This is a genomic window from Archangium minus, assembly GCF_044360475.1.
GTDB lineage: Bacteria > Myxococcota > Myxococcia > Myxococcales > Myxococcaceae > Archangium > Archangium minus.
Genome location: NZ_CP043494.1, coordinates 6631259 through 6653504, shown reverse-complemented (window position 1 = coordinate 6653504; position 22246 = coordinate 6631259). Strand labels below are relative to the sequence as shown.

22 protein-coding genes are annotated in these 22246 nt (G+C 67.8%); 8 read left to right on the top strand and 14 right to left on the bottom strand.

The annotated features are described in order from the left end of the window. Positions 1–38 precede the first annotated feature (38 nt). On the top strand, positions 39–2165 hold the full coding sequence (locus F0U60_RS27025) for a hypothetical protein (RefSeq protein WP_395803649.1): 2127 nt from the start codon (positions 39–41) through the stop codon (positions 2163–2165). 29 nt (positions 2166–2194) lie between these two features. Continuing rightward, positions 2195–2830: a nucleotidyltransferase domain-containing protein gene (locus tag F0U60_RS27020; protein ID WP_395803647.1), complete on the top strand. Its 636-nt coding sequence runs from the start codon at positions 2195–2197 to the stop codon at positions 2828–2830. Positions 2831–2903: 73 nt separating this feature from the next. Here F0U60_RS27020 and F0U60_RS27015 read toward each other — a convergent pair whose 3' ends face one another. After that, positions 2904–4472: an alpha/beta hydrolase gene (locus F0U60_RS27015; protein WP_395803645.1), complete on the bottom strand. Its 1569-nt coding sequence runs from the start codon at positions 4470–4472 to the stop codon at positions 2904–2906. A gap of 196 nt (positions 4473–4668) precedes the next feature. On the opposite strand from F0U60_RS27015, the gene F0U60_RS27010 reads away from it, so the two are divergent. From F0U60_RS27010 to F0U60_RS27000, 3 genes are all read left to right on the top strand, one after another. Further along, on the top strand, positions 4669–5232 hold the full coding sequence (locus F0U60_RS27010; RefSeq protein ID WP_395803643.1) for an NAD(P)-dependent alcohol dehydrogenase: 564 nt from the start codon (positions 4669–4671) through the stop codon (positions 5230–5232). Then, the gene (locus F0U60_RS27005) at positions 5202–5393 is read left to right on the top strand and encodes a zinc-binding dehydrogenase (protein WP_395803641.1); all 192 of its coding nucleotides are present in this window, start codon (positions 5202–5204) and stop codon (positions 5391–5393) included. Before F0U60_RS27010 ends, F0U60_RS27005 begins: the two co-directional genes overlap by 31 nt. Positions 5394–5519: 126 nt before the next feature. Beyond that, on the top strand, positions 5520–5756 hold the full coding sequence (locus tag F0U60_RS27000; RefSeq protein WP_395803639.1) for a hypothetical protein: 237 nt from the start codon (positions 5520–5522) through the stop codon (positions 5754–5756). An 85-nt stretch (positions 5757–5841) separates the two neighbouring features. Here F0U60_RS27000 and F0U60_RS26995 read toward each other — a convergent pair whose 3' ends face one another. Then, positions 5842–6240, bottom strand: coding sequence for a VOC family protein (locus tag F0U60_RS26995; RefSeq protein ID WP_395803637.1), 399 nt, complete (start codon positions 6238–6240; stop codon positions 5842–5844). 236 nt (positions 6241–6476) lie between these two features. On the opposite strand from F0U60_RS26995, the gene rarD reads away from it, so the two are divergent. Next, positions 6477–7394 (top strand): EamA family transporter RarD, encoded by a 918-nt coding sequence (rarD, locus tag F0U60_RS26990; protein ID WP_395803635.1) that lies wholly within the window; start codon positions 6477–6479, stop codon positions 7392–7394. A gap of 46 nt (positions 7395–7440) precedes the next feature. Here the strand turns inward: rarD and F0U60_RS26985 are convergent, their stop codons facing one another. Further along, positions 7441–7965 carry a DUF4833 domain-containing protein gene (locus F0U60_RS26985; protein ID WP_395803633.1) on the bottom strand — a complete coding sequence of 175 codons (525 nt, stop codon included), beginning with the start codon at positions 7963–7965 and terminating at the stop codon, positions 7441–7443. Between the two features lie 172 nt (positions 7966–8137). Between F0U60_RS26985 and F0U60_RS26980 the strand changes: the two genes are divergently transcribed. Next, entirely contained in the window at positions 8138–8497 is a 360-nt protein-coding gene (locus F0U60_RS26980; protein ID WP_395803631.1) for a hypothetical protein, read from the top strand. A 44-nt stretch (positions 8498–8541) separates the two neighbouring features. Here F0U60_RS26980 and F0U60_RS26975 read toward each other — a convergent pair whose 3' ends face one another. Continuing rightward, positions 8542–9576, bottom strand: a complete 1035-nt coding sequence (locus F0U60_RS26975) for a cyclic nucleotide-binding domain-containing protein (protein WP_395803629.1) — start codon at positions 9574–9576, stop codon at positions 8542–8544. Positions 9577–9794: 218 nt separating this feature from the next. Between F0U60_RS26975 and F0U60_RS26970 the strand changes: the two genes are divergently transcribed. Next, positions 9795–11147, top strand: coding sequence for a hypothetical protein (locus tag F0U60_RS26970; RefSeq protein WP_395803627.1), 1353 nt, complete (start codon positions 9795–9797; stop codon positions 11145–11147). A 29-nt stretch (positions 11148–11176) separates the two neighbouring features. On the opposite strand, the gene F0U60_RS26965 is transcribed toward F0U60_RS26970, so the two are convergent. The 10 genes from F0U60_RS26965 to F0U60_RS26920 form a co-directional block, all read right to left on the bottom strand. After that, positions 11177–12343, bottom strand: coding sequence for an FAD-dependent monooxygenase (locus F0U60_RS26965; protein WP_395803625.1), 1167 nt, complete (start codon positions 12341–12343; stop codon positions 11177–11179). A 394-nt stretch (positions 12344–12737) separates the two neighbouring features. Further along, positions 12738–13361, bottom strand: a complete 624-nt coding sequence (locus F0U60_RS26960) for a TetR/AcrR family transcriptional regulator (RefSeq protein WP_395803623.1) — start codon at positions 13359–13361, stop codon at positions 12738–12740. Further along, positions 13361–14776, bottom strand: coding sequence for an amidase (locus tag F0U60_RS26955; RefSeq protein ID WP_395803621.1), 1416 nt, complete (start codon positions 14774–14776; stop codon positions 13361–13363). Before F0U60_RS26955 ends, F0U60_RS26960 begins: the two co-directional genes overlap by 1 nt. A 74-nt stretch (positions 14777–14850) precedes the next feature. Further along, positions 14851–15522: a LysE family translocator gene (locus F0U60_RS26950; RefSeq protein WP_395803619.1), complete on the bottom strand. Its 672-nt coding sequence runs from the start codon at positions 15520–15522 to the stop codon at positions 14851–14853. Continuing rightward, positions 15519–16469: a pyridoxal-phosphate dependent enzyme gene (locus F0U60_RS26945; protein ID WP_395803617.1), complete on the bottom strand. Its 951-nt coding sequence runs from the start codon at positions 16467–16469 to the stop codon at positions 15519–15521. Before F0U60_RS26945 ends, F0U60_RS26950 begins: the two co-directional genes overlap by 4 nt. A 19-nt stretch (positions 16470–16488) precedes the next feature. Next, complete coding sequence (locus tag F0U60_RS26940; RefSeq protein ID WP_395803615.1) at positions 16489–17589, bottom strand: hypothetical protein; 1101 nt, start codon at positions 17587–17589, stop codon at positions 16489–16491. Positions 17590–17694: 105 nt separating this feature from the next. After that, positions 17695–18144: a hypothetical protein gene (locus F0U60_RS26935; protein WP_395803613.1), complete on the bottom strand. Its 450-nt coding sequence runs from the start codon at positions 18142–18144 to the stop codon at positions 17695–17697. Between the two features lie 13 nt (positions 18145–18157). After that, the gene (locus F0U60_RS26930; RefSeq protein WP_395803611.1) at positions 18158–19309 is read right to left on the bottom strand and encodes a zinc-dependent alcohol dehydrogenase; all 1152 of its coding nucleotides are present in this window, start codon (positions 19307–19309) and stop codon (positions 18158–18160) included. Positions 19310–19419: 110 nt separating this feature from the next. Continuing rightward, on the bottom strand, positions 19420–20211 hold the full coding sequence (locus tag F0U60_RS26925) for a glucose 1-dehydrogenase (RefSeq protein WP_395803609.1): 792 nt from the start codon (positions 20209–20211) through the stop codon (positions 19420–19422). A 119-nt stretch (positions 20212–20330) separates the two neighbouring features. Continuing rightward, positions 20331–22235, bottom strand: a complete 1905-nt coding sequence (locus F0U60_RS26920; protein ID WP_395803607.1) for a nitrogen regulation protein NR(II) — start codon at positions 22233–22235, stop codon at positions 20331–20333. Between the last annotated feature and the right edge of the window lie 11 nt (positions 22236–22246).

Sequence of the window (22246 nt, the reverse complement as noted above, 5' to 3'; positions counted from 1 at the left end):
CGGCGGTCCTGCTCGAACAACCTGATGGAGTTCATCCGATGAAACGAAGTCTGGGTCTCCTGCTGTCCCTCGCCCTGGCGGGTGGGCCCGCGACGGTTTCCGCCGCGAGCCGCGTGCCGGGCATCACGTCCTCGAGCCGGTTCCTGGTCTACTACGGTCAGGACTACGGCCCGACGGTCCTCGCGACCCTGAAGCAGGCGAACCTCGTCGTCCTGCATCCCACCAACTCGGCGCAGCTCACGCCCCGCGTCGTGGCCGAGTTGCAGGGCGCGGGCGTGAAGGTCATCGCCTACATCAGCGTGGGCGAGGACCCGGCGCCGCACGATGCCGCGGGCAACCCCATTCCCATCGTGGGCAACGGACAGGGGCCGGTCCGCTACACCGGAGGGAGCACGGGGTACGACGCGAGCAAGATCGTGCCGGCCCATGGCGGCGTCGCGTCCTTCTACGTGGACCAGCTCTGGAGTTCCAGCCAGGGCCAGTACGTCTCGGATGGGCTGCCGGACGTGAACACGAACTTCGGGGGGTTCTTCATCTGGCCCAATGATGACTGGCGCTGGGTGCTCAACGAGCAGCGCATTGGAGGCGTTCCCGCCACGTCCCTGGCCAATCGCAGCGTGGCGGGCCTCAAGCAACTGGCGGGTGCCCGGACGAGCGCGACGGACACCGATCGCACCCACGACTTCGGCTTCGATGGGTTCTTCCTGGACACCCTCGACACGGCCGGACCGTATGTGAATGCCTGGGGGTATTACGCCTGGGTCGCTCCGGAAATGCAGAAGACGGTGAAGTTCATCCACGACAGCTACCCGGGGAAGATCGTCTTCGCCAACCGGGGGACGTTCTTCTTCAATCCGCTCATCGCCAACCCGACCCATGGTATCCGGCCGTACCAATACTCCCTGCGGCCCTACATCCATGCCGCCCTGTTCGAGAGCTACGCCCTCGACAGTGATCCCTCCCACACCGGCCTGAGTCCCTACCTGCCAGTCAACCGGGACAACTACGCGCAGAAGCTCATGGCCGAGGCCAACCGTCCCGACGGCTTCACCGTCTTCAGCCTCGACTACGACATGGGCCGTGGCGCGACCCTGTCCGCGCAGGCGCTCCAGGAGACCGCCATCAAGAACGGCTGGGTGGAGTACATCGCGCCCACCGGCCAGTTGGACACCCTGGGCACCTATGTCTCCACCCATCCACCCGCGGCCGATACCGCCGCGCCCGTCTGGGACAGCACCGCCGCCTATGCCGAGGTCATCAATCCTCCCTTCCCGGACGTGCCGGACCGCGTGGGCGTCCAGCGCCTGTCCCTCACGTCACGGCCCGGAGAGGTCGTCGTCCACTGGGACGTGGCGCGCGATCAGAGCCTCCCGGTCCGCTACAACATCTACCGTTCCACCTCGTCCACCTTCAGCAATCCGGTCAAGTATGCCCAGGTGAACTTCGAGGTCGGGGAGGGCTGGTCCACGGATCCGACGACGAAGTTCGCCAACCAGTACACCCTCACCGGCCTGACGCCCGGGACGCACTACTTCCGGGTCCGCGCGGAGGACAGCGCCTCCGTGCCGCACGAGGACACCAACACGGTGACCCTGTCCATCACGGTGCCCACCTACGTGTCCAACCCCAATGCCAGCATCAACGTGAATGGCGAGCTCTCCGACTGGGCCGCGTTGACGTCGTTCGCGGTGGACCCCCAGGACGCCACGGCGTCCGGTGATGTGGCGGACTGGGCCCGGGCCTGGCTCGCCCACGACGCCAACAACCTCTACCTCGCCCTCCAGAACCACGTCTCCATCACCCAGCTCAACGCCGCCTTCTCGGTGTACCTGGACACCGACAACACCCGCTCCACGGGCTTCCGGGGGGGAGGGGATCAGTTCCCCGTGGGCGCCGAGTTCGTCCTCCTGGGCACGAGCCTCTACCGCTACACGGGCACGGGTTTGGATTGGCAGTGGACCCCGGTGGGAACGGCGGGTTTCAGCTGGGGCGGCCTGAACGCCGAGCTCTTCGTCCCGCGGGCCTGGGTGAACAATCCCTCCGTCATCAACCTGTTCTTCCTGGGAGACAATCCCTCGCTGGGTGGAACCACCGTGGATGCCTACCCGGACGCGGCCTTGCAGCCCCAGGGCGCGGTGCGCTCGGTCCTCTACCAGCTGCAGTAGGCCTCCCTTGAAAGACGGGTCTGGTACGCATGACGGACGAACTCCCACCCGGCGGGGTACCGGTCGATGAGGCCGACCTCGACGCCCGCTGGGCCGACTGCTGGCATCCCCGCGAGGTCGCCGCGCGCCTCAAGGGCGTGACCGCCCCCTGGTACGTCGCCGCGGGCTGGGCCCTGGACCTGTTCCGGGGCTCGCAGTCACGGCCGCACTCCGACCTGGAGATCGCCGTGCCTGCCGGCAGGTTCGATGAGTTCCGCACCGCGTTCGCGGGCTACGAGTTCGACGTCCCCGGCAATGGCCGCGTCTGGCCGTCGACGCCGCCGGAGCTGCTGCCCTTCAGCCACCAGACCTGGCTGCGGGATCCCGCCACGGGCACCTTCCGGGTCGACGTATTCCGGGAGCCGCACGACGGGGACACGTGGATCTGCCGACGGGACGAGACGCTCCGACTGCCCTATACCGAGATCATCGAGCGGACGGAGGACGGGATCCCGTACCTGATCCCGGAACTGGTCCTGCTGTTCAAGGTCAAGAACGGGCGTCCGAAGGACCTCGCGGACCTCGAGGGCGTCCTGCCGCTCCTCAACGCCTCCCGCCGGGCCCGCCTCTCCGACTGGATGGCCCGGGTGCACCCGGGCCATGCCTGGCTCTCGCTCCTGGGCTGAGCAGCGGCGCCAGACCGCGCCAGGGATATAGAGGTAGGGCTTCTCCCGGAGGGTTCAAATCCTGTCTCCGTCCCTACTGGGCCTCGTTCTCTTCCGCCTGGGAGGCGGTGGTGGCCGGGGGCTCGACGAGGAACGTGATGTGGCCCTTGGCCGCGCAGGAGGTATCGGGCCGCACCGCGGGCTTGAGCAGGAACGCCCGGGAGATGTCCGCCGCGCAGGGATGAGAGGCAAGCACCGCGTGAGAGCCGTCCGCGATGACCACGTGGTGGCCATGCTTGAGGGACTGTGCCGCGGCGCTCGCCAGCCCCGGCGGAGTGACGGGGTCGAACGCTCCCGAGAGCAGCAGCGTGGGCACCTTGGACACCACCGGTTCGTACCAGGATGCCTCCGCAGAGCCCGCAGGCCACTGAGCGCAGGTGTTGAACATGTCGAGCTGCGTGGGAAGGAAGAAGCTCCGGAGCTCCGGTAGCGCCCCGGCCGCTCCCGCCTTCACCGCTTCTGGGGTGGTGGCGGACACCTCCTCGCGGCACAAAGTGGAGAGGTGCATGCCGTAGCTGAGCTGCATGAACGACGTCAGCATCGGCGAGGCGCCGATGGCGTTGCCGAGCAGCGTCGTCTGCTCCTCCTTCAGTGCGTGGAGCATGGCGGGGAGCGTCTCCAGAAGCGCCGGGTCCTGGAGGAAGCTGTGCAGGAACTGGACGAAGAGGGCTCCGTTCACCTGCATGCGGCCGCTCCTGCCCTCCCGGGTCTGGAAGACCACCGGGAGGGGCCGCGCGTTGAGGGACTGAACCACCGAGGAGAAGAGGGGCTCCAATGAGGGATAGCGGGCGTCGCAGGCTGCGTCCGCGGCGCAGGCCTCGAACACCTTGCGGAGGGAGCGATCGAAGCCCGGCACCGCCTGGAGGTAGAGGTTGTCCCGCGGCGGCAGCACCGAGTCGATGATGGCGCTACGCACGCGCTCTGGCGCCCGGCGGAGCACCTCCATCGCGAGCCGCGAGCCATAGGCGGAGCCACGAAGGTTGATGTGCTGGAACCCCAGCGCGACCCGGAGGGCCTCCACGTCCCCGGCGCTCTCCTGGGTGTTGTAGGCCGTGATGTCAATGCCCTGGCCTTGCAGGCGCTCGCTGCACCGGCGCAGCGGGTCCGGATACGGCATGCCGACCTCCCAACACTCCAGCGCCGGTTGGGATGCCCCGACGCCGCGCGGGTCGAACACGATGAGCTGCCGGTCCGGGGCGAGGGCCTCCACCTGCTCCCGTGTCAGGGTGCTCGCAAGGTAGGCGGCGCGAGCTCCCGGACCTCCCGCCAGGAGCACCACCGGGTCCTTCGCCTTCACCTCCTCGGGGTCTCCGAAGAGGGCCACCGCGAGGCGGATCCACTTGCCCTCCGGCTGGGCGTGGTGCTCCGGGACGGCGACGTAGCCGCACCGGACCGTCTCGCCTTCCACCTGGTCAGGTGACAACGAGAACCAGCACGGCGTTGACTCAAAGCCCGCTGGCGCGTGCTTCTTCACCAGGGCCGAGTCAGTGCTGCCCGTTGCGGAGGATGGCTCGGCCTTGTCCGCCTGACCGCAGCCCGCGAGCAGCAGCCCACTTCCCACCCGCACCAGCCAACGCGTCAGCCCACTTCTCGAGAAACGCATGCTTCCTCCTGGGTTTGGTTGGGCACGGCATGTCGCGTTCAGCCGCGGGCCTTCCCCTGGAGGTGTGGCCCCGTGCGCCAGTTCTGGGTCTGGCACGATTACAGGAATTATTGAAAAATTTGAATCCCTTGTGCTTCCTGGATTGCTAGATGGGAATTGGCACGTGCTACTTTGGCGGCCGACGAGGGAGAACAGGATGCGCGCGATCAGGCTGAGGAAACCTGGCGGGCTCGAGCGGCTGGAGCTCGGAGAGGCGGAGCTGCCACCCGTTGGCAGAGGTGAGATCAGGGTGCGGCTGCACGCCAGCTCACTCAACTACCACGACTACTTCGTCGTGACGGGTAGGGGCCCGACGCCCGACGGCCGCATTCCGATGTCAGACGGGGCCGGCGAGGTGGTCGAGGTAGGGGCGGGTGTCACCGAGTTCGTGCCCGGCGACCGGGTCGTCAGCACCTTCTTCTCGCGCTGGCTGGGCGGCGAGCCGACAGTCGAGAGTCTGTCCTTGATGCCTGGTGACACCGGTGATGGCTATGCGCGCGAGGAGGTCGTGGCGCCCGCGACCGCCTTCACCCGCGCGCCGGCCGGCTACAGCCACGCCGAGGCCGCGACGCTCACCTGTGCCGGGCTCACCGCCTGGCGCGCACTGTTCGTGGAGGCAACGCTCCTGCCCGGTGAGACCGTGCTCGTCCAAGGTACGGGCGGCGTGTCGATCTTCGCGCTGCAGCCATCATGTCGGGCAACGTGCGGATCAGCGGACTGACCGTTGGCTCGCGCGAGCATCAGCTCGCGATGATCCGCGCCATCGAGGCGAACGGCATCAAGCCGGTGATCGACTCGAGCTTTCCGCTTGAAGGCATTGCCGACGCCTTCCGCCGCCAAGAGTCGGGTCGCCACTTCGGCAAGATCTGCCTCGAATGGTGAGCCGCACCTTGTTTTCGTTGCCGTCTGCTCCTGGACTGCGGCGCCCGTCAACGCGTAACGTGGTCCGGCTCCGCGAGGAGCGCCAATGATGTCGTGCAGCGCCAACCATCGAGAAGGGGATTTCGAGTGAAAATCAAGCTGCTCACCACGTTCATGGTCGCGTTCGGGTTCGCATTCGGGGCCACTACAGTCGGGGCCACCCCCGTCAAGGCCGCTGTGGCGCCGGGCGATGACATTCTGATCGTCTGCTCAGGCGGCCGTTATTGCGCGGACGAGCGTGATATTTGCCTCGCCTCCGGCAATCACCAGGACTATTGCGATCGGAATTGGCGTAGCTGCGTGCTCGACGCCTGCCCGCAGTAGGTCGGATTGCGGCGAGCCCGCCGCCCCGCCGTTCAGTAGCGCTCGCGCCTGGTCACGTTGGCGGCCATTCCGGCTCCCAGCGTGATCAGCGCGCTTGAGCTTCATCGAGGTACTCGGAGACTTCGACCAGATTGGCGTCCGGGTCCCGGAAATACACCGAGAGGATCGGACCGGTCGCACCCGTGCGGCGTAGGGGACCCTCGATGATCGGAACGCCCACCGCGCCGAGGTGTTTCACCACATCCGTCATGGGCGTCCGGGTAATGAGGCAGATATCGATGGCGCCGGGCGTCGGCGACTCGGCCTTGGGCTCGAAGGTCTTGCCCACCTCATGCAGGTTGAACTTCTGATTGCCAAAGGCGAGCGCCTTGCGCCCCTCACCAAAGGTGACGACTTCCATCCCCAACACCCGCGAATAGAACGCGCAGGTGTGCTCGATGCTGCGGACGGTCAGTACGAGGTGGTCGATCCTGTCGATACGCATGCGAGGGTTCTCCCGAGGCTTGGCGGTGCGTCCAGTGGTTAAGGCGAGGGAGCCGAAGGCTCAATCTCGATTCGACAGTCGACATGAGGAGTTGCTGTTCGCGGCGGAGGCGGCGCGGCCAGGATGTGGGCGTTCCACCCTTCGTTCTGTGGCCTGGTGCGGGCTCGGTGACGCTGCACTCGAGCCGGACCGCTGCTATGTAGCGCGGCGCCAGGGGGCAGAAAGAAGCGAGCACCATGTCCAGCAACTCTCCAGCGGCCGAGCGTCTGTCGGGCTTTGCCTATGCGTTCGGGGCCTATGTGTCCTGGGGGTGCTTCCCCCTTTATTGGAAGCAACTGTCCCACGTGCCACCCGTGGCGCTGGTGGCCCACCGCGTGGTGTGGTCGTTCCTCTTCGTGGCGGGGCTGCTGACGCTGCGCCGGCGCTGGTCCGAGATTCTGGGCGTACTGCGCAACGGTCGAGCCCTGGCTGCACTGCTGCTCACCACCACCCTCATCTCCCTCAACTGGGGCCTCTACATCTGGGCCGTCAACAGCGGCCGGATGATGGAGGCGAGCTTGGGCTACTACATCAACCCCCTGGTCAACATCGTGCTGGCCCGGCTCATCCTGGGCGAGCGGCTGCGCTGGCTCCAGGTGGGGGCGGTGGCGTTGGCCACCCTGGGGGTGCTCAATCTCGCGATGGGGCTGGGACAGGTGCCATGGGTGGCGCTGGGGCTGGCGGGCTCCTTCAGCCTGTATGGACTGGTGCGCAAGCTGGCGCCGGTGGAGTCACTCACGGGGCTGGCGGTGGAGACGGGACTGGCGACGCCCGTGGGGCTCGGCCTGCTGCTGCTGGGCGGCTGGGAGCAGCCGGTGCTGGGCTCCACCCCGCGAGAAACCCTGCTGCTCGTGGGCTGCGGCGTGGCTACCGCGCTGCCTCTGCTGTGGTTCGCCCTGGCCGCGCGGCGGCTGCGCTACTCGACGCTGGGCATCATCCAGTACCTGTCGCCCACGCTGCAGCTCGCCCTGGCGGTGCTCGTCTACGGTGAGACCTTCACCTCGCGCCATGCCATGACCTTCGCTTGCCTGTGGACGGCGGTGGCGCTCTACGCCTTCGACGGCATCCGGGGGGCGCGCGCGCCGACCCCCGCCCCAGCCCGCCAGGGCACCTGACGTCAGGACAGCTTCCGCCTCACCCAGAGGAGCAGGGCGCCAGCGCTCAGTGGCGGATGACTTCTTGGACGGTCCGCCCATCCGGGTCCACGCCGATGAGGAGGATGCGCTCGATGCCAAATGGCCAGGCCAGACGCACATAGACGTGGTCGAGCTGCGAGGTCACTCCTCCCACCGTGGTCCAGGTCCGGGTGACACAGCGACCATTCTCCCGGAGGACGTCGATCTCGATGGTCCGCTCCGAGAAGGCCTGAAGCTGGACCCGGACCCGCCATCCCTCCGGGGTGTGCTCCACCTGCTGCGCGTCGACCAACCCATAGGCGGGTGCCTCGATGCCCAGCAGGGGCGCCATCTCCGTCTCCCCCTTCTCGAGCATCCGCCAGTACCCATGGACGGGCTTGGGACCGAGGGGCCGACAGTCTTCGTCCACCCGGATGCCATAGTGCACCTGGTTCCGGTTCTCGCTCTTGGCGATGAAGAAGACGGACTGAGTCGAGCGGGCCGGGGTGGCGGAGCTGGCGTGCGCAGCGGGGGAGAGAAGTGCCAGCGCGAGGCCAAGAACAGACGACATCCAGGTCTTTGGGTGCATGTGTTCTTGGCCCTCGAGTCCAACGGCGCGCCGGTCTTAAACCGGCGGCAAGGGGCCGTCCATTCGGTCAACGAATTGTCACATCGGCTTGAGGCAGCTACACGCGACGGTCTACCGTCCTGCCATCGTTTCCAGTCCAGCCGCTGGATGGCCCATGCCTTCGGACCCAACCACCTATCTTGTCGCAGGTCTCGTCCTACTCGTCGTCCTCTACCTGTGCTTCCACGAAGCCCGCGCGCAAGTGATGCAGAAGCGCCTCCTCGAGACGGGGGATCTCGCTCGGGCCACGGTGGTGTCGGCGCGTCAGACCGGCTCCTGGGTTGCGAACAACCCCGTGCTCGCCATGACGTTGCGGGTGAGCGAGGACGGGCATCCCGACCGGGAACTCCAGGCGGAGAAGGTCGTTCCCGTCATGGCCAGCGGGCTGTTCATGCCGGGCGCCGTCATCCGGCTGCGCATCGACCCGACGGATCCGAACAACTTCGTCTTCGATGAGCCCTGGGCGTCCAAGTAAGGCCGCCGTGAATGGACTGTCGAGCGCTGGGTCTGAGGGGCCTCTTACGTCGCGCGGCGCTTGGACGAGGCGTCCTCCGCCCGCGGATTCAGGAGCACGAGCCGCGTGGCTTCCCGGGCCCTCACCCGGAGCGGCCGGCCGACCTCCAGGAGCGTGGAGTCCCGCTGGGTCACCACAAGCCCCGCGTGCTCGAAATCCACCGCGCCCGACAACACGAACAGGTGGGTGCCCGCCTCGAGCTTCTGCCACTCCTGCGGCCTCAGCTCGCGGTGCTCTCCGGAGCGTAGCAGGGAGAGCCGGTGCTCGCGCTCCAGGTGCCCGTAGCCCTCCAGCCCCCGCACCACATCATCGAAGCGCCGCTCGGCGAGCGTCTTCCACATCCGCTCGCGCAGGCGGTCATTCTCCTCGAGCAGCGGCAGGAGCACCGAGCGGGGAATGCGGATGAGCGTCGAGGCCGTCGCCGTGCGGACGGTCGCCGAGCGGCGCTCGTGGGTGAGCAGGGCCAGCTCCCCGAACACGGCGCCGCTGCCCAGCTTGTCCATGAGCTTCCCTCCCTGGGCCAGCACATGGACCACGCCGTCCTCCAGCAGGTACAACTCGTCACTGGCACTTCCCGCCTGGAAGACCTCCCTGCCCGCGGGCAGCACGAGGAGCTCCGCGCGCTCGGCCAGGCCGTGCAGGGTGGTCTCGTCGAGCTGGGCGAAGAGCGGCACGTGGCGCAACGTGTGGACCACCAGGGAGCGGCCCAGGCGCGCCCCAAGCCGCGTGCCCAACACCCGGGCTGACAGCCTCGTCATGGACTGGCGCACCCGCCGCTTTAGCAGGGAGTGGGCCATGCTCAGCACGGCCTCCAGCGTGATGGGCGCCACCGTCAACAGCCCGTGCCCTTCGGCATGGTCCGTATGGGTCTCGAGGAAGTAGAGCGCCTCGGGCCTGTCGCAGGGGCCCCACGCCTTGCGCTCTTCCTCCGATTCGAAGAGCCGAGCGTGGACGGCGTAGAGGCTGTCGGTGAGCTGGTGCCGCGCCTCGGCGGACAGGGAGGAGGGGAGGATGACCTCAGTGCTCGTGATGCGGGACATGGCGGCCTCGATGCCAGGGCGCCGCGTGTGAGGTTCGCACCCTGACACGAAGCACTCTGCCCTGGAGGCCGCCGAGGGGCTGTGACGGCGCCAACACCCGGCGAGTGAACGCCATCACAGGGGGGCCTCGAGCAGCGGTTGCCCACGAGCCCGACTCCCCCAAGCCCCGCGGACCTCGCCCTTGCCGTCTGGCGCGCCGCCTCCGCACAATGCCGGACATGACGAATCCAAGCGCAACGAGCAGGCTCCCCACATTCTTCATCATCGTGGCGGGGAGTTTGTTGCTGGTACTGCTGCTCGCCTTCGGTGCGCACTGGCGTCTGAAGCAACGGGCCCGCGCGGCCGCGGACGTGGTGGTCGCGGAAACCCGTGAGCGCACCGCCGCTGCGGAACGCGTGGTGCGCCCCTCCCATCTGGACTCGCCTGTTCCCGGGACACTCGCTGAGGCACTCGGGCCGCTGATGCCGGAGCTCATCGCACTCCGTGATTCCGAGCCCACCCTCTCGGAGGAGGTGGACGCCGCCTGCGTGGACGTCCGCAACGGCGTGAGACCCGTCTCGGAGCTGCCCCGGGAGTGTCGCGAGGCCCTCGACAGGGGCCGGCCGTTGATGCAGCGCGCGCTGAGGGCCTCCCGCGCCGAGGTGGGCGGGTTGCCCGAGGGGCTGCGAATCTTCGATGACCCCCGGCACCCCTCTCAGCGCACGCTCTTGCTGCCGTTCCTGCACATCCTCAAGCTCGCCGCGCTCGAGACGCGCTCCCAGACCGCGCGAGGAGAGGCCGATGCGGCCCTGGAGACCTGTCTCGACGGGCTCGCGCTCGCGAGGGACTTGTCCTACGGCAATGCACTCATCGGGGCGATGGTCTCCGCCACGGGGCACAAGACCCTGTTCTTCCCTTGTGCCGAGGCACTCGATCAGGCCTCTCCCTCCCGTCGGCAGCAGGCCTGTTTGGCGCTGCGGCGCATCCGCTCGGGCGTGGCCCCACTCTCCACCGCCCTCCGTGATGAGCGCGCCTATATGCCGCTCTACCTGGCTGGCGCGACGTTCGAACAGGACCAGTTCGACGCGCTCCCAACCGGAGCCAAGGCCCTGGCCCTCTACTCGTCCTCCCAGGATCTGGTCTCCACGGGAATGCCCGCCCTTCTCGCACGAAAGCTGATGCTGCAGGCCTGGCCCGTCGTGCATGAGTACATCGGCCAGGCCCTGCCTCTGATGGACCTTCCCTGGGACCAGCGGGCTCCCCAACTCGCCGCACTGGCCAGCACCTTCACGTCCTCCTGGAACCCGTTCCTCAATGAGTACGACGAAGGCTACGAGAGGTTCGCCACGCGCGTGGACACCCAGCGGGCGCAACTCGATCTCCTGGTCGCACTGGCCCTGGTGAAGCAGCAGCGCCTGGAGAGCGGCACGTGGCCCTCCGAGCCTCCGACGCTCTATCCCGAGCAGGAGGTGCTGCTGCCCACCGCGCTGAAGCTCCAACCCGGCGAGGGCGACAAACTGCTCCTCTACCCGGAGGACATGAAGCCCGAGGAGCTCTCAGTGACGGCGACGCCGGGTGCTGCTGAAGGATGAGCGCTTGCCCGCAGGGAGCCTTACGCACACTACCGGTCCGTCTCTAGCCGCCAGCCCCAGAGTTGTTCGTACTGCCGCCGCATGACATGCGCCGGGGCCAGCCGGATGGACTGCTCTCGCATCCAGACAGCGAGCGGGTGCTTCCACTGGCCGATGACGCCGAAGCGCCACGAGGTCCTCTGCAACCAAGCGGTACGCTCCCGGCGCCGGGCCTCGTAGTCCCGCAGGCCGCGCTCGATGTCCTCCGTTCCGCTCAACACCTGGGCCAGCACGCCCCCATCCTCGATGGCCGAGCACGCCCCTTGCCCCAGGTTGGGCATCATGGGGTGCGCCGCGTCCCCCAACAGCGTCACCCGGCCCCGTCCCCACTGCTCGAGCGGCGGTCGATCGAGGAGATCGTTGCGCAGCAGGTCCGCCTCATCCGTGGCGGCGATGAGCTGCGGGATGGGCGCATGGGCCGTCCGGAAGACCCCTTGCAGGAAGGCCTTGTCGCTCCCCGGGACAGGCTGTCCCTGCGGCCAATCGGCAGTGGCCCACCAGTAAACGACGTCCTCGCGCACATGACCCATGCCGAAGCGAGCCCCACGGCCCTGCGTCTCGCGCAGCATCCCCCGTGGCAGTCCCGGGTGCTCGAAGCCACGCGCCAGTCCGCGCCAGCAGGGATGGCCGGCATAGCGCAAGGGCTCCCCAGGGTGCAGCTGCGCACGCACCGCCGAGCGCAACCCATCCGCCCCCACCAACAGCTCGCCCCGCGCCTCCCGTCCGTCCTCGAAGTGCGCCACCACCCCGGCCCCGTTCTCCTCGAAGCGGGCCAGTCGCGCTCCGAGGTGTACCGGAATCTCGCCACCCAGCGCCTCATTCAGGGCGCCATGCACGGCTGCCCGGTGGAAGAGCACGGGTGGTGCCCCTTCGCAGGGCAGCTCCTCCACTCGCTCCTTCATCAGCGCCGACCCCCGCCACGTGCACATCTCCGCCTGCGTTACCTCGACCCCTCGCTCCACCACGTGACGCAGCCCCAGCCCGAAGAGGACCCGCATGGCATTGGGGGAGAGCATCAGCCCCGAGCCCACCTCCCGGAGCTGCGGCGCTTGCTCGAAAACCTCCACCCGCCAGCCCCGCTGGTGCAAGGCGATCGCCGCCGTCAGGCCACCCAGGCCCCCTCCGATGATCAATGCCTTCCGCTTCGCTGTGTGCATGGCTCGTCCCTCTGTCGTCAGCGCCTCTCGGCGCTCCCGGATTCCTTAGCCGGAAAGTGCCGCGACGCCCACGGCAGGAGCCAGGGGCCATTCAGTGCACAAAAGAGGAGGGCGGCCCCCCGTGACAGGGAGCCGCCCTCTGGTACTACCGAAAAGATTCGCGCCCGAGTGAGGAAGCCGTCTTCGTGCTCTACCATCTGAGCTACGGGCCCATGAGAGTGGACCCGGCGGGATTCGAACCCGCGACCTCGGCAGTCAGAATGCGTTGGGGCGTGTAGGGCCTCGTCGGCCGGGCGCGAAAGAGTGGGATGCAGGAACTCCGTATCCCGATTGACGGCGGGTGCCGCGCGGACCTGACAGACGCATTTTTTTGCCTGGGGTGTCTCGCCTGCCCTCAGGACTGCCCGTGCACCCACGCAGCGAAGCCGCGGAGGCCCGGGATCTGGTAGCTCCAAAAACCCTCGATGGCCTCGCGCAGCGCACGCTCGCTCTCGTGCTCCTCGAGGATGGCGGCCAGCATGCGACGGGTGTTCTCGAAGATGCGGGTGAGCACGAAGCGCGCGGTCGTGCTCACGCGCACGCCCGGGTGGGTGGCGCGGATCTGCGCGAGCGAGGCGGAGACCAGTTGCTCGACGAAGCGCTCGCCGTAGTGCGCATAGGCCGTGCCCTCGGCGCGGTCGAGCAGCACCACCACCGCGAGCCGGTTCTCCACCCAGAAGCGGAGCATCTCCTCGCCGTGGTCATCCACGGGCCGTGACGCGTCGCTCAGCGCCACCTGCGCGAGCGCGCGCACGCGTTGCTCGAGCAGCGCTTCGAAACGCTCCGCCAGAGCGGGCGTCACGACCGCGTCGAACAGCTCCCCCTTGCTCGCGTAGTAGCGGTACAGGCTCGCGGTCCCGAGCCCGGCGCCTTCCGCGATGGCCGTCATGGTCGCGCCGATGTAGCCGTGCGCCGCGAACACCTGGAGCGCGGAGACGAGGATGCGCTCGCGTACGTCGTCTTTGAGTACCTGGGGCATCAGGCGTCGAACAGCCGGGGATACGAGTAGGGTGCCCACCGATGATGCCACGGCCGCGCGGCCTCGAGTTGGTAGGCGAGGCCGAGCAGCAGGGCGTCGCCCCCCGGGGCCGCGGCGAAGTGGATGCCGATCGGAAGCCCCTCGTCCGTCCAGTGGAGGGGAACCGACATGGCCGGGCAGCCCGCGATGTTGTGGATGGGCGTGTACCCCACGGCGTGCGCCGTGCGGCGCAGCAGCTCCTCCCTCGGGAGCACGGGCGAGAGGTGCCCGAGCCGCCACGGCACGGTGGCGAGGGTAGGGGTGAGCACCACATCGTAGCGAGCCACGGCCGCCAGGTAGCGCTCCGCGCTGGTCGCGAACTGCGCACGCGCCCCGGCGATCGCGTCGGGTCCTCGGCGCTGGAACTCCTCGGCGAGCGCCCAGCTGAACGGCTCGAGCTCGTGGCGCTCCACCGGCCGTCCGCGCAGCTGTCCTATCATCCCGACTACCCCGGCGACCATGGCGCCCGCCACCAGGAAGAACGCGTCCCCGAGCGCGGGGCCATCGAGCGCGGGCGGTACCACCGGCTCCACGTCGTGTCCGAGCGATACGCAGAGCGCCACCGCCTCGTCGTAGGCGCGGCGCACCGCGGGCTCGGGCTCCTCTCCCATTGTCGTGCGGGTCCACGTCCCGATGCGCAGGCGCCGGGCGATTGGCTCCCGGACGTAGCCGACGGGAGGGAGGCCGGCGTCCTGCGCCTCGGTGAGGGACAGGAGCAGCGCGCTGTCACGCACCGAGCGGCTGACGCAGTGCTCGCTGGTGAGCGCGCCGAAGTCCGAGGTGCCCAGGCTGGCCGGCACGCACCGCCCGCGGCTCGGCTTGAGCCCGAACAGCCCGCACACCGAAGCGGGGACGCGCACGGACCCGCCCCCGTCACTTGCGTGCGCGAGCGGCACCAGCCCGGCGGCCACGGCCGCAGCCGCGCCTCCAGACGAGCCCGAGGCCGAGACCGAGAGATCCCATGGGTTGTGGGTGACGCCGTCCAGGAGCGTCTCGGTGCTGCCGAGCAGGCCAAGTTCGGAGGTGGCGCTCTTGCCCACCGTGACCAGCCCCGCCTCGTCCAGCCGCGTGCTGTACGGCGTGCCCTGCGGAGCAACGTGGGTCGCGAACAGCCTCGAGCCAACCGACCAGCGCAGGCCCGGGTAGGGCGTCACGTCCTTCACCAGGAACGGCACTCCCGAGAACGGGCCCGCTGGGGGCCTCACCGCGCGAGCCCGTTCGAGATCCACCGCGGGGATTGCGTTCAGCAGCGGGTTCAGCGCCTCGATGCGCTCCGCGCACGCCTCGAGCAGCTCAGCCGCGCTGAGCTCGCCACGGGCCACCAGCTCTGCCTGCGCCACGCCGTCGAGACGGGCGAGACTACCCAATCTGGCCATGAGATGACCTCCTGATCCTTGAACACGAAACGCGAACACAGTGTTCCCGTTTCAAGTTCGCGTCAAGAGCACACCTACAGATGTCGCGCGAGGTCGACGATGAACGTCGCCGCCAGGTACACGAACAACACCCCCGTGAATCCGCTCACCGCCAGCCGGAACCGCTGAATGCGCGCTTGGATCGCGGGCAGCCGGAAGAAGAGCGAGACCAGGCTGAACCAGGCCAGGGTGATCGATCCAAGGAGCAGCAGCGTGATCGACGCCTGATAAGCGCTCAGCGTATGCGTCAGGCCCTGAGGCAGCACCGTGACGAAGTACAAGAACGCCTTTGGGTTGAAGAGGCAGTTGGTGAAGCCCGCCCAGAAGTACTTCTGGAAGCTCTCGTGCCCGGCCTCGGCTCGTGGGTTCAATGCGCTCGCGCCCACGTCTTTCGGGCCCGTGAAGATTCGTTGCGCCGACCTGAGCGAGAGGTAGCCCAGATAGAGCAGGTACAGCGCCGCGACGGCCTTGAGCACGAGCATGGCGCCCTCATGCGAGCTCAGCATCTGGTTCACGCCGAACAGCGCGAGGCTCGCGTGAATCAGGATGCCCACGCTCACGCCAAGCGCGGTGGCATAGCTCGAGAGCTTGTTGGCTCGCTCGGTCGCGACCTTGAAGACCAGGGCGAAGTTCGGTCCAGGGCTCATGGTGGCCGACGTGTGAACGGCGATCACCTTGGGGAGAAAGGCGAATTCCAGCATGCTCATGCTCCTTCTTGGAAACGGAGGGGGGCGCGCCCGAACACCAGGCGCGCGGCTCTGAGCTCCTCGGCGTAGGTCTCGCCCCGGTCGGGCAGGATGACGACGATCTTCTTGTCGGGCCCCACTTCGCGACGCAGCTGCGACGCCGCCGCCAGCGCGAGCCCACCGCTCATGCCGACGCTGCACGGAAACTCCTGAACGAGCGCGAGCATCTCTTTCCAGGCCTGGAAAGGGCTTTGCGGCACGATCCTGTCGATCTGCTCTCGCGAGGTGATGAGCGTCTCGCAGTACTCGTCGTCAGAGCCCACGCCGCGCACTTTCGCGTGCGGATACTTGAAGTGCCGCGTGCCCTCGTGCACCAGGCTCGAGCTCAAGTCGACGCCGACGGTCGTGAGCTTCGCGCCGTGCGCGCGAAGATATCTCGCGCAGCCAGCGAGCAAGCCGCCCGTTCCGACAGGCGCCACGAGATAGTCGGGCGCGAGCTGATGCTCCCTGAACTGGCGGGCCAGCTCGGGCCCGAGGCTCTTCTCGAAGGCCTCGATCACCGCGACGTTGTTGTGCTGGTCGGGAACCCAGATGCCCGAGCTGCGCAGCTCATCGAGCTTCGCGAGCCGGGCCGCGTTGTTGTCGACGACGTGAAAGCACCCGCCGACGGACTCCACGAACTGGCGGATGTACGGATGGGGGTCGCCCACGGTGACGAAGGAGCTCGTGGCCCCCGCCACGCGCGCGGCCCACGCCAGGCCCATGGCCCAGGAGCCCGAGCTTCGGTCGGCGACGTGTGAGACCCGCTGGCCCGCGCTCAGCGCCTTGATCAAGAGGTACGCCGCCGAGCGGAACTTGTGCCCATAGATCATCCCACCGCCTTCGAACTTGAGGTAGGTGTTCGGATCCCGGTGGTCTTGGCGAAGCGGGGTCTCTTGCCGGCAGACCGACTCGAGGCGTCTGATCACGGCAGCCGTGTCGAGCCCCTCAGCAAGCATGGCTCGTCTCGATCTCGACGTCTCCAAAGACCTGGCGCACCTGCTCGGCCGCGAGCGCGAGCTGCTCGACGCTCGAGTTACCGTCGATCGCGAAGCCTTCGAACTCGCCAGCCGCCCCCATCAGCACCGTGCCGAACGAGAGCTGGGGGACGCGCGAAGCCTGCACGACACGGTTTTTGCCGCGCAGGTAGATGACCGGCGAGCCGAGCTGCCGCTGCGGGCGGCTGAGCAGCTGCGGCCCCGCCATCCAGGTCGAGTAGATCTCAGCAGGCAGCCCGTAAAGCGATTGCAGCTCGCCCGTCATGCGCGCCTTTTCGCCAGCGGATGCCCCTTGAGGAACCAGCAGCCCGATCGCCGTGCCTGAGTGCGCCACCACCAGGCCAGGCGAACCGAGCCTGGCTTGAAGCAACCTGGCCCTCTTGAACTCGCGCTTCGGCAAGAAGCGCTCGTTGATCTCGGCGCTCAGGCTGCTGGCGCGTCCCACCAGCGACAGGTCCTTGTTCCGGATGCCCTCACGCGCCCAGCCGAAGGCGAGCTCGAAGCTGGCTTCCTCCTGGGCCGTGTAGGCGAGCGACTTCGAGTTGTAGCTGACGGTGTCGACCTCGTTCTCGAGCAGCACGCCCGCGAGCTCGAAATCGAAGGAGCCGAAGTTCTCGATCAACTGGCACTCGTGCTGGGCGTAGGCATTGATGCCCGGATACATCACGCCGTCGGTGGGCTCGACCTGGGCCGCGGCCCGCGAGATGAGCGAGGAGTGGAAACAGGCGTCGATCTCCAGGGAGTGCAGCAGCGCCGTGCCGACGGCCGTCAGGTCGGCCGAGCTCGAGGCGAGTCCCTTGCCGCGAGCGAGCTGCGACTCGATCGAGAACTGACAGCTCAAAGAGCGGCCGAGCAGCTGGCCCAAGGCCTCGATAAACCGATCGCATTTAGAGAACGCGAGGCTCGGCCGGGCCTCCTTCATCGACTGCGGGATGGTGACCCTCGAGAACTTCGAGATCGGCAGGGTCACCAGGAAGTTTCGTTTCGCGATCCGCCCTTGGACGAGTTCGCCGAACGTTCCGGGACACATCGTGCGCCATGGGGTTTTCATGCCCCAGATGGACGAGGCCCGATCGAAGTGTGACAACCCAGTCCGCCGTCCAGTCCGGAGCCACGTAGCTGCCGTGGCCCCGGAGGGCGACAGCCGTGCGCTACCTCAATCGCGCACGCGTCGGAGGAGGAGCAGGGCGGCTGCGATGGGCAGCGCGACCGGCAGGTACCTCCGTGCGTTGTAGCTCCACGAGTCGACCCGGTCGCCCAGCATCATCAACAGCCAGTGGCGCGGATAGTGGTCCGGGTACGAGTAGGCGAGCTTGCGGATCGCCCCGGAGAGCCCGCGCAGCGGGACGGAGGTGCCAAACACAGGTGGCATCTGTTTGTTGGGGCGCCCGTGCAGGGGCGACGCCGGTTCACCGGGCTGGCGCTCCGGAGGGTAGCGCGTATTCGGAAACGGCTGCGGGTTCTCCTGCATCATCGGGACACCCGGCCGGCGGGAGGGGTCCAGGTCAACGCCCCAGTAGTCCGGCCTCATCACGGGCTGAAGGGATTGGTACCCGGAGCGCCGCTGAATCGTCTCCGGTGTGGTCACCTCTGGCGTGGGCTTCATCAGGGTCTCCGTTCTAGTGAAGGGTTCCATTGGGGAAGAGCGCCACCTTGATGCAGCCGTCCTTCTTCTGGGCGAACGTGTGGTAGGCCTGGGGGGCCTGCTCCAGCGGCACCCGATGTGTGAAGACCTTGCTCGGCTTGATCCGTCCAGCCCGGACGTGCTCGAGCAGGTGCGGCATGTAGCGCTTCACGCTGGCCTGGCCGGTGCGCATCGTCTGCGCCTTGTTCATGAAGGTGCCGATGTCGACGCCGTTGTACGGAGGGCCATAGCCGCCCATGAGGGAGATCGTTCCTCCCTTGCGCGTCGCGTGGATCGCGAAGTTGATCGCCTGCGGCGAACCGGCCTCCAGCTTCCCGTAGACGCCGAGCGCGCGATGCACCGGCGAGCCCGCCGCCTCGCAGCCGACAGCATCGATGGTCGCGTCGGCGCCTCTGCCTTCCGTCATCCCCTTCACCGTGGTGACGAGATCGAGCTCCTTGAAGTTGAGCGTCTCGACGCCAAACCAGTTCCTCGCGAACTCGAGGCGGTAGTCGATGTGATCGACGGCGATGACTCGGCCGGCACCCATCGCCCAGGCCGACCACATCGCGAACAGGCCGACCGGGCCGCACCCGAGCACCAGGACGGTCTCGCCCCCTCGGAGGTTGCACATCTCCGCCGCCTGATAGCCGGTGGTGAAGGCATCCGTGATGGGTAGGGCGTCCAGGTCATCGACATCGTCTGGAATTTTCTCAGCGTCCACACCGATGAAGGGGACACGGACATACTCGGCCTGGCCGCCGTCATAGCCACCCATCGTGTGTGAGTAGCCGTAGATACCCGTCGCCGCGTCCGTCGCGGGGTTGGTGTTGTCGCAGCACGCGGTGAGGCCTCGAGTGCAGAAGTAGCAGCCACCACAGAAGATCTGGAAGGGCAGCATCACCCGATCGCCCTTTTTGATCCCCTGGGCGCCGGGGCCCACCTCTTCGACAATCCCCGTGAACTCGTGGCCGAAGGTGAACCCGATGCGGGTATCCGGGATGAGCCCGTGCAGCAGGTGGAGATCGGAGCCGCAAATGGCGGCGCTCGTCACGCGGATGATGCCGTCCTGGGGATGCTCGATCTTCGGCTCGGGCTTGTTCCTGATTGCGACTCGGTAGGGTCCTTCATAGGTCAGCGCTCTCATGCCCACAGGCTGGGGATGCCAGGGCCGATTGCCAATCAGGAAACCCTTGCAAGAGGGGCAGGCGAGGCACCGACCTCACCGCCCCCGAGTCGCTGGAGGGGATTGCAGGCTCAGCCCGCCTGCTTCAGCGCGAGGGGCGAGACACCCGTCGCGGTCAGACCGCCATCCACCGCGAAGTCCTGGCCGGTGATGAACGAGGCCTTGTCGCTGAGGAGGTAGGCGACGAGCGAGGCCACCTCCTCGGGAGCCCCCACGCGGTTCATCGGGTGGATCCCCGCGGCGAAGGCACGCCCCTGGGGATCATCGAGCCGCCAGCCCTCGGTGGCCATCTCCGACTCGATGACGCCGGGGCTCACCGAGTTGATGCGGAGGCCCTGCTGCGCGTACTCGACCGCGGCGCCGCGTGTGAGCGAGACGACGGCGGCCTTGGTCGCGCTGTAGATGGAGACGCCGGGAACGGCCCGCCAGGCGCCTACCGAGGCGCAGTTGACGATGGCGCCTCCGCCGCCCGCGAGCATGGCCTTGAGCTGGTGCTTCATGCACCAGAAGACTCCGCGGAGGTTGGTGTTCATGAGGAAGTCGTACTCCTCGTTGGTCGTCTCGATGAACGGCTTCATGATGCCGCCGCCCGCGTTGTTGAAGGCACCGTCGAGCCGGCCATACGTAGAGAGGGCTGTCTGGACGAGCCCCTCGATATCGCGCTCGACCGTCATGTCCGCCTTCACCCAGGTGGCCTCGCCGCCCCGCTCCTTGATGAGCGCGACGAGCTCACGGCACTTCGCCTCGCGCCGCGCACTCGCGACGACGCGGGCTCCCGCCTCGGCGAGCGCGATCGACGTTGCCCAGCCAATACCCGAGCTCGCGCCGGTCACGAGGATGACCTTGTTCTTCAGCATGCCCATGTGTGCTTTCCCTTGCCCTGTGTACGGAGTGAGAACGGGCGCCCGCGGCGAGGAGCCGTCAGGCACCCGGTTGAGGCGGGGCGCATCGTAGCTGGGCCGTGTGACGCGGCCCACCCACCTCAAGGCTGGGTTGCCATCGGTAGCTCAAGGGTGAACGTGGCGCCCTGCCCGAGGCCGGGGCTGCTGCAAGTGAGCCGGCCCTTCATCTCCGCGGCAGCCAGGGCGCTGATGTGCAGGCCGAAGCCATGCCCCGTCTTCTTGGTGGTGAAACCCTGAGTGAACATGCGACCCAGGTTCTCCGGAGCGATGCCAACGCCGTTGTCGGCCACTTCGATCTGCAGCTCCCCCGCGGGCGAGCACCGGACGTAGATGTCCAGGCGCTTGTCCTGCTTCGGGCTCGCCACCAGCGCATGCCGCGCGTTGCCCATCAGGTTGATGAGGATCTGCAACAGCTTGTGCCGATCCACGTAGATGGGGGGCACCTCGTCGTAGTGACATTCCACGCGGATGCCCAGGCGCTCGAAGGAGACGGCGTGCAGGCGCAGCGCCTCGGTGATGAGCTGCGGCACGGAGATCTGCTCCACGGCTCCCGCGGCCCGCGCGTGCTTCTGCTGCATGCTGACAATGGACTTGATGTGCTCGAGGCTTTCACCCAGGGCGTGCATCTCCTGGATCATGCCGTCGCGCTCCTCCTGAAGCTGATCCGACAGGGCGATGAGGTAGGCCGGGAGCTTCTGGCCCTGCGGATCCTGGGCGAAGAAGGAGGGGATGTCAGAGAGGTGCTCGCGCAGGAGCTGGGTGGCCTTGGCCAGGCCGGTGATGCGGGACTTGCGCAGCTGCTCGGTGACGAGGCTGGTGGAGATGTTGACGCTGTTGAGGGTGTTGCCCACGTTGTGGAGCACGCCGGTGGCGACCTCGGCCATGCCCGCCTGGCGCGAGACGTCCACCAGGGTGCGGTGCATCTCCCCCAGCCGCGTCTCGGCCTCCCGGCGGGCGGTGACGTCGTGGCCGAAGAGCGTCACGCCCACCACCCGGCCGTCCACTGCCACAATGGGATGCAGGCTGACGTCCATCACGATGCGGGCGCCCTCTTCCCCATACAGCTGCTCGATGCGCAGGCGCTTGCCCTGGAGCACCTGGGCCAGCCGTGCCTCCCATTCCGCGCGCCTCTCGGGCGTCTCATGATGGAAGAGCGACAGCCCCGGCTCGATCGCGATGCCCGCGCGCTGGTAGGCGAGCTTCGCGGCCGAGTTCGCGGTGAGCATGCGCCCCTCACGGTCCACCGAGACCACGATGTCGTCGGTGCTCTCGAGGATGCTGTTGAGCCTGCTCTCGCTGTCCCGGAGCTCCCTCAGCGTCCGCTCGAGCGAGGCCTGCGCGGCGTTGCGCGCGGTGCTGTGCAGCGCGCTCAGCCCCCATGCGCCCAGGATGCAGATACCCGCGAAGACGTGGCCGAACCAGATGTTCCCGGCGGTGAAGGCGCTGGGATCAATGCCGACCTGCAACCGGTAGTACGGGTGGGCCAGTCCCACTGTCGCGAACACCAGGAGGGTGATGGACAGCCCCAGGCGCGGCCCCACCAGGTACACGGAGAGGAGGGGCAGCAGCATGTTCACGGCATGCTCGCCGCCGGTGGGTTTCTTGTTCACGAAGATGGACCCCACCAGCCCGATGCTCAGGGCCACCAACAAGAGCATCGCCGGTGCGGTGGACGTGCGGGCCCTGCGTGCCAGCACCAGCGTCCCCAGGAAGCCGCTGCCGGCGATGAAGGCCGCGTACGGGATGGTGTGTACCTGGAAGGCCCGCAGCATGAACAGCGTGTTGGCCACGGTCAGGAAGCAGGCGGCACCCACCATGAGCCGGTAGCGGGTGCGCTCCGAAGGAGCCGCCTGACGCAGGGACTCCGAGAGCAGGGCGTCCAGCCGTGCCAGGATCCAGCGGCCCGCCGAGGACAGGCGGACCCGTCCTCGAGGCTCGAAGGGCTTGGGGGAGGGGGGAGGCTCGAGGGTCGTGGTGTTCGCCATGGCTACGTGGC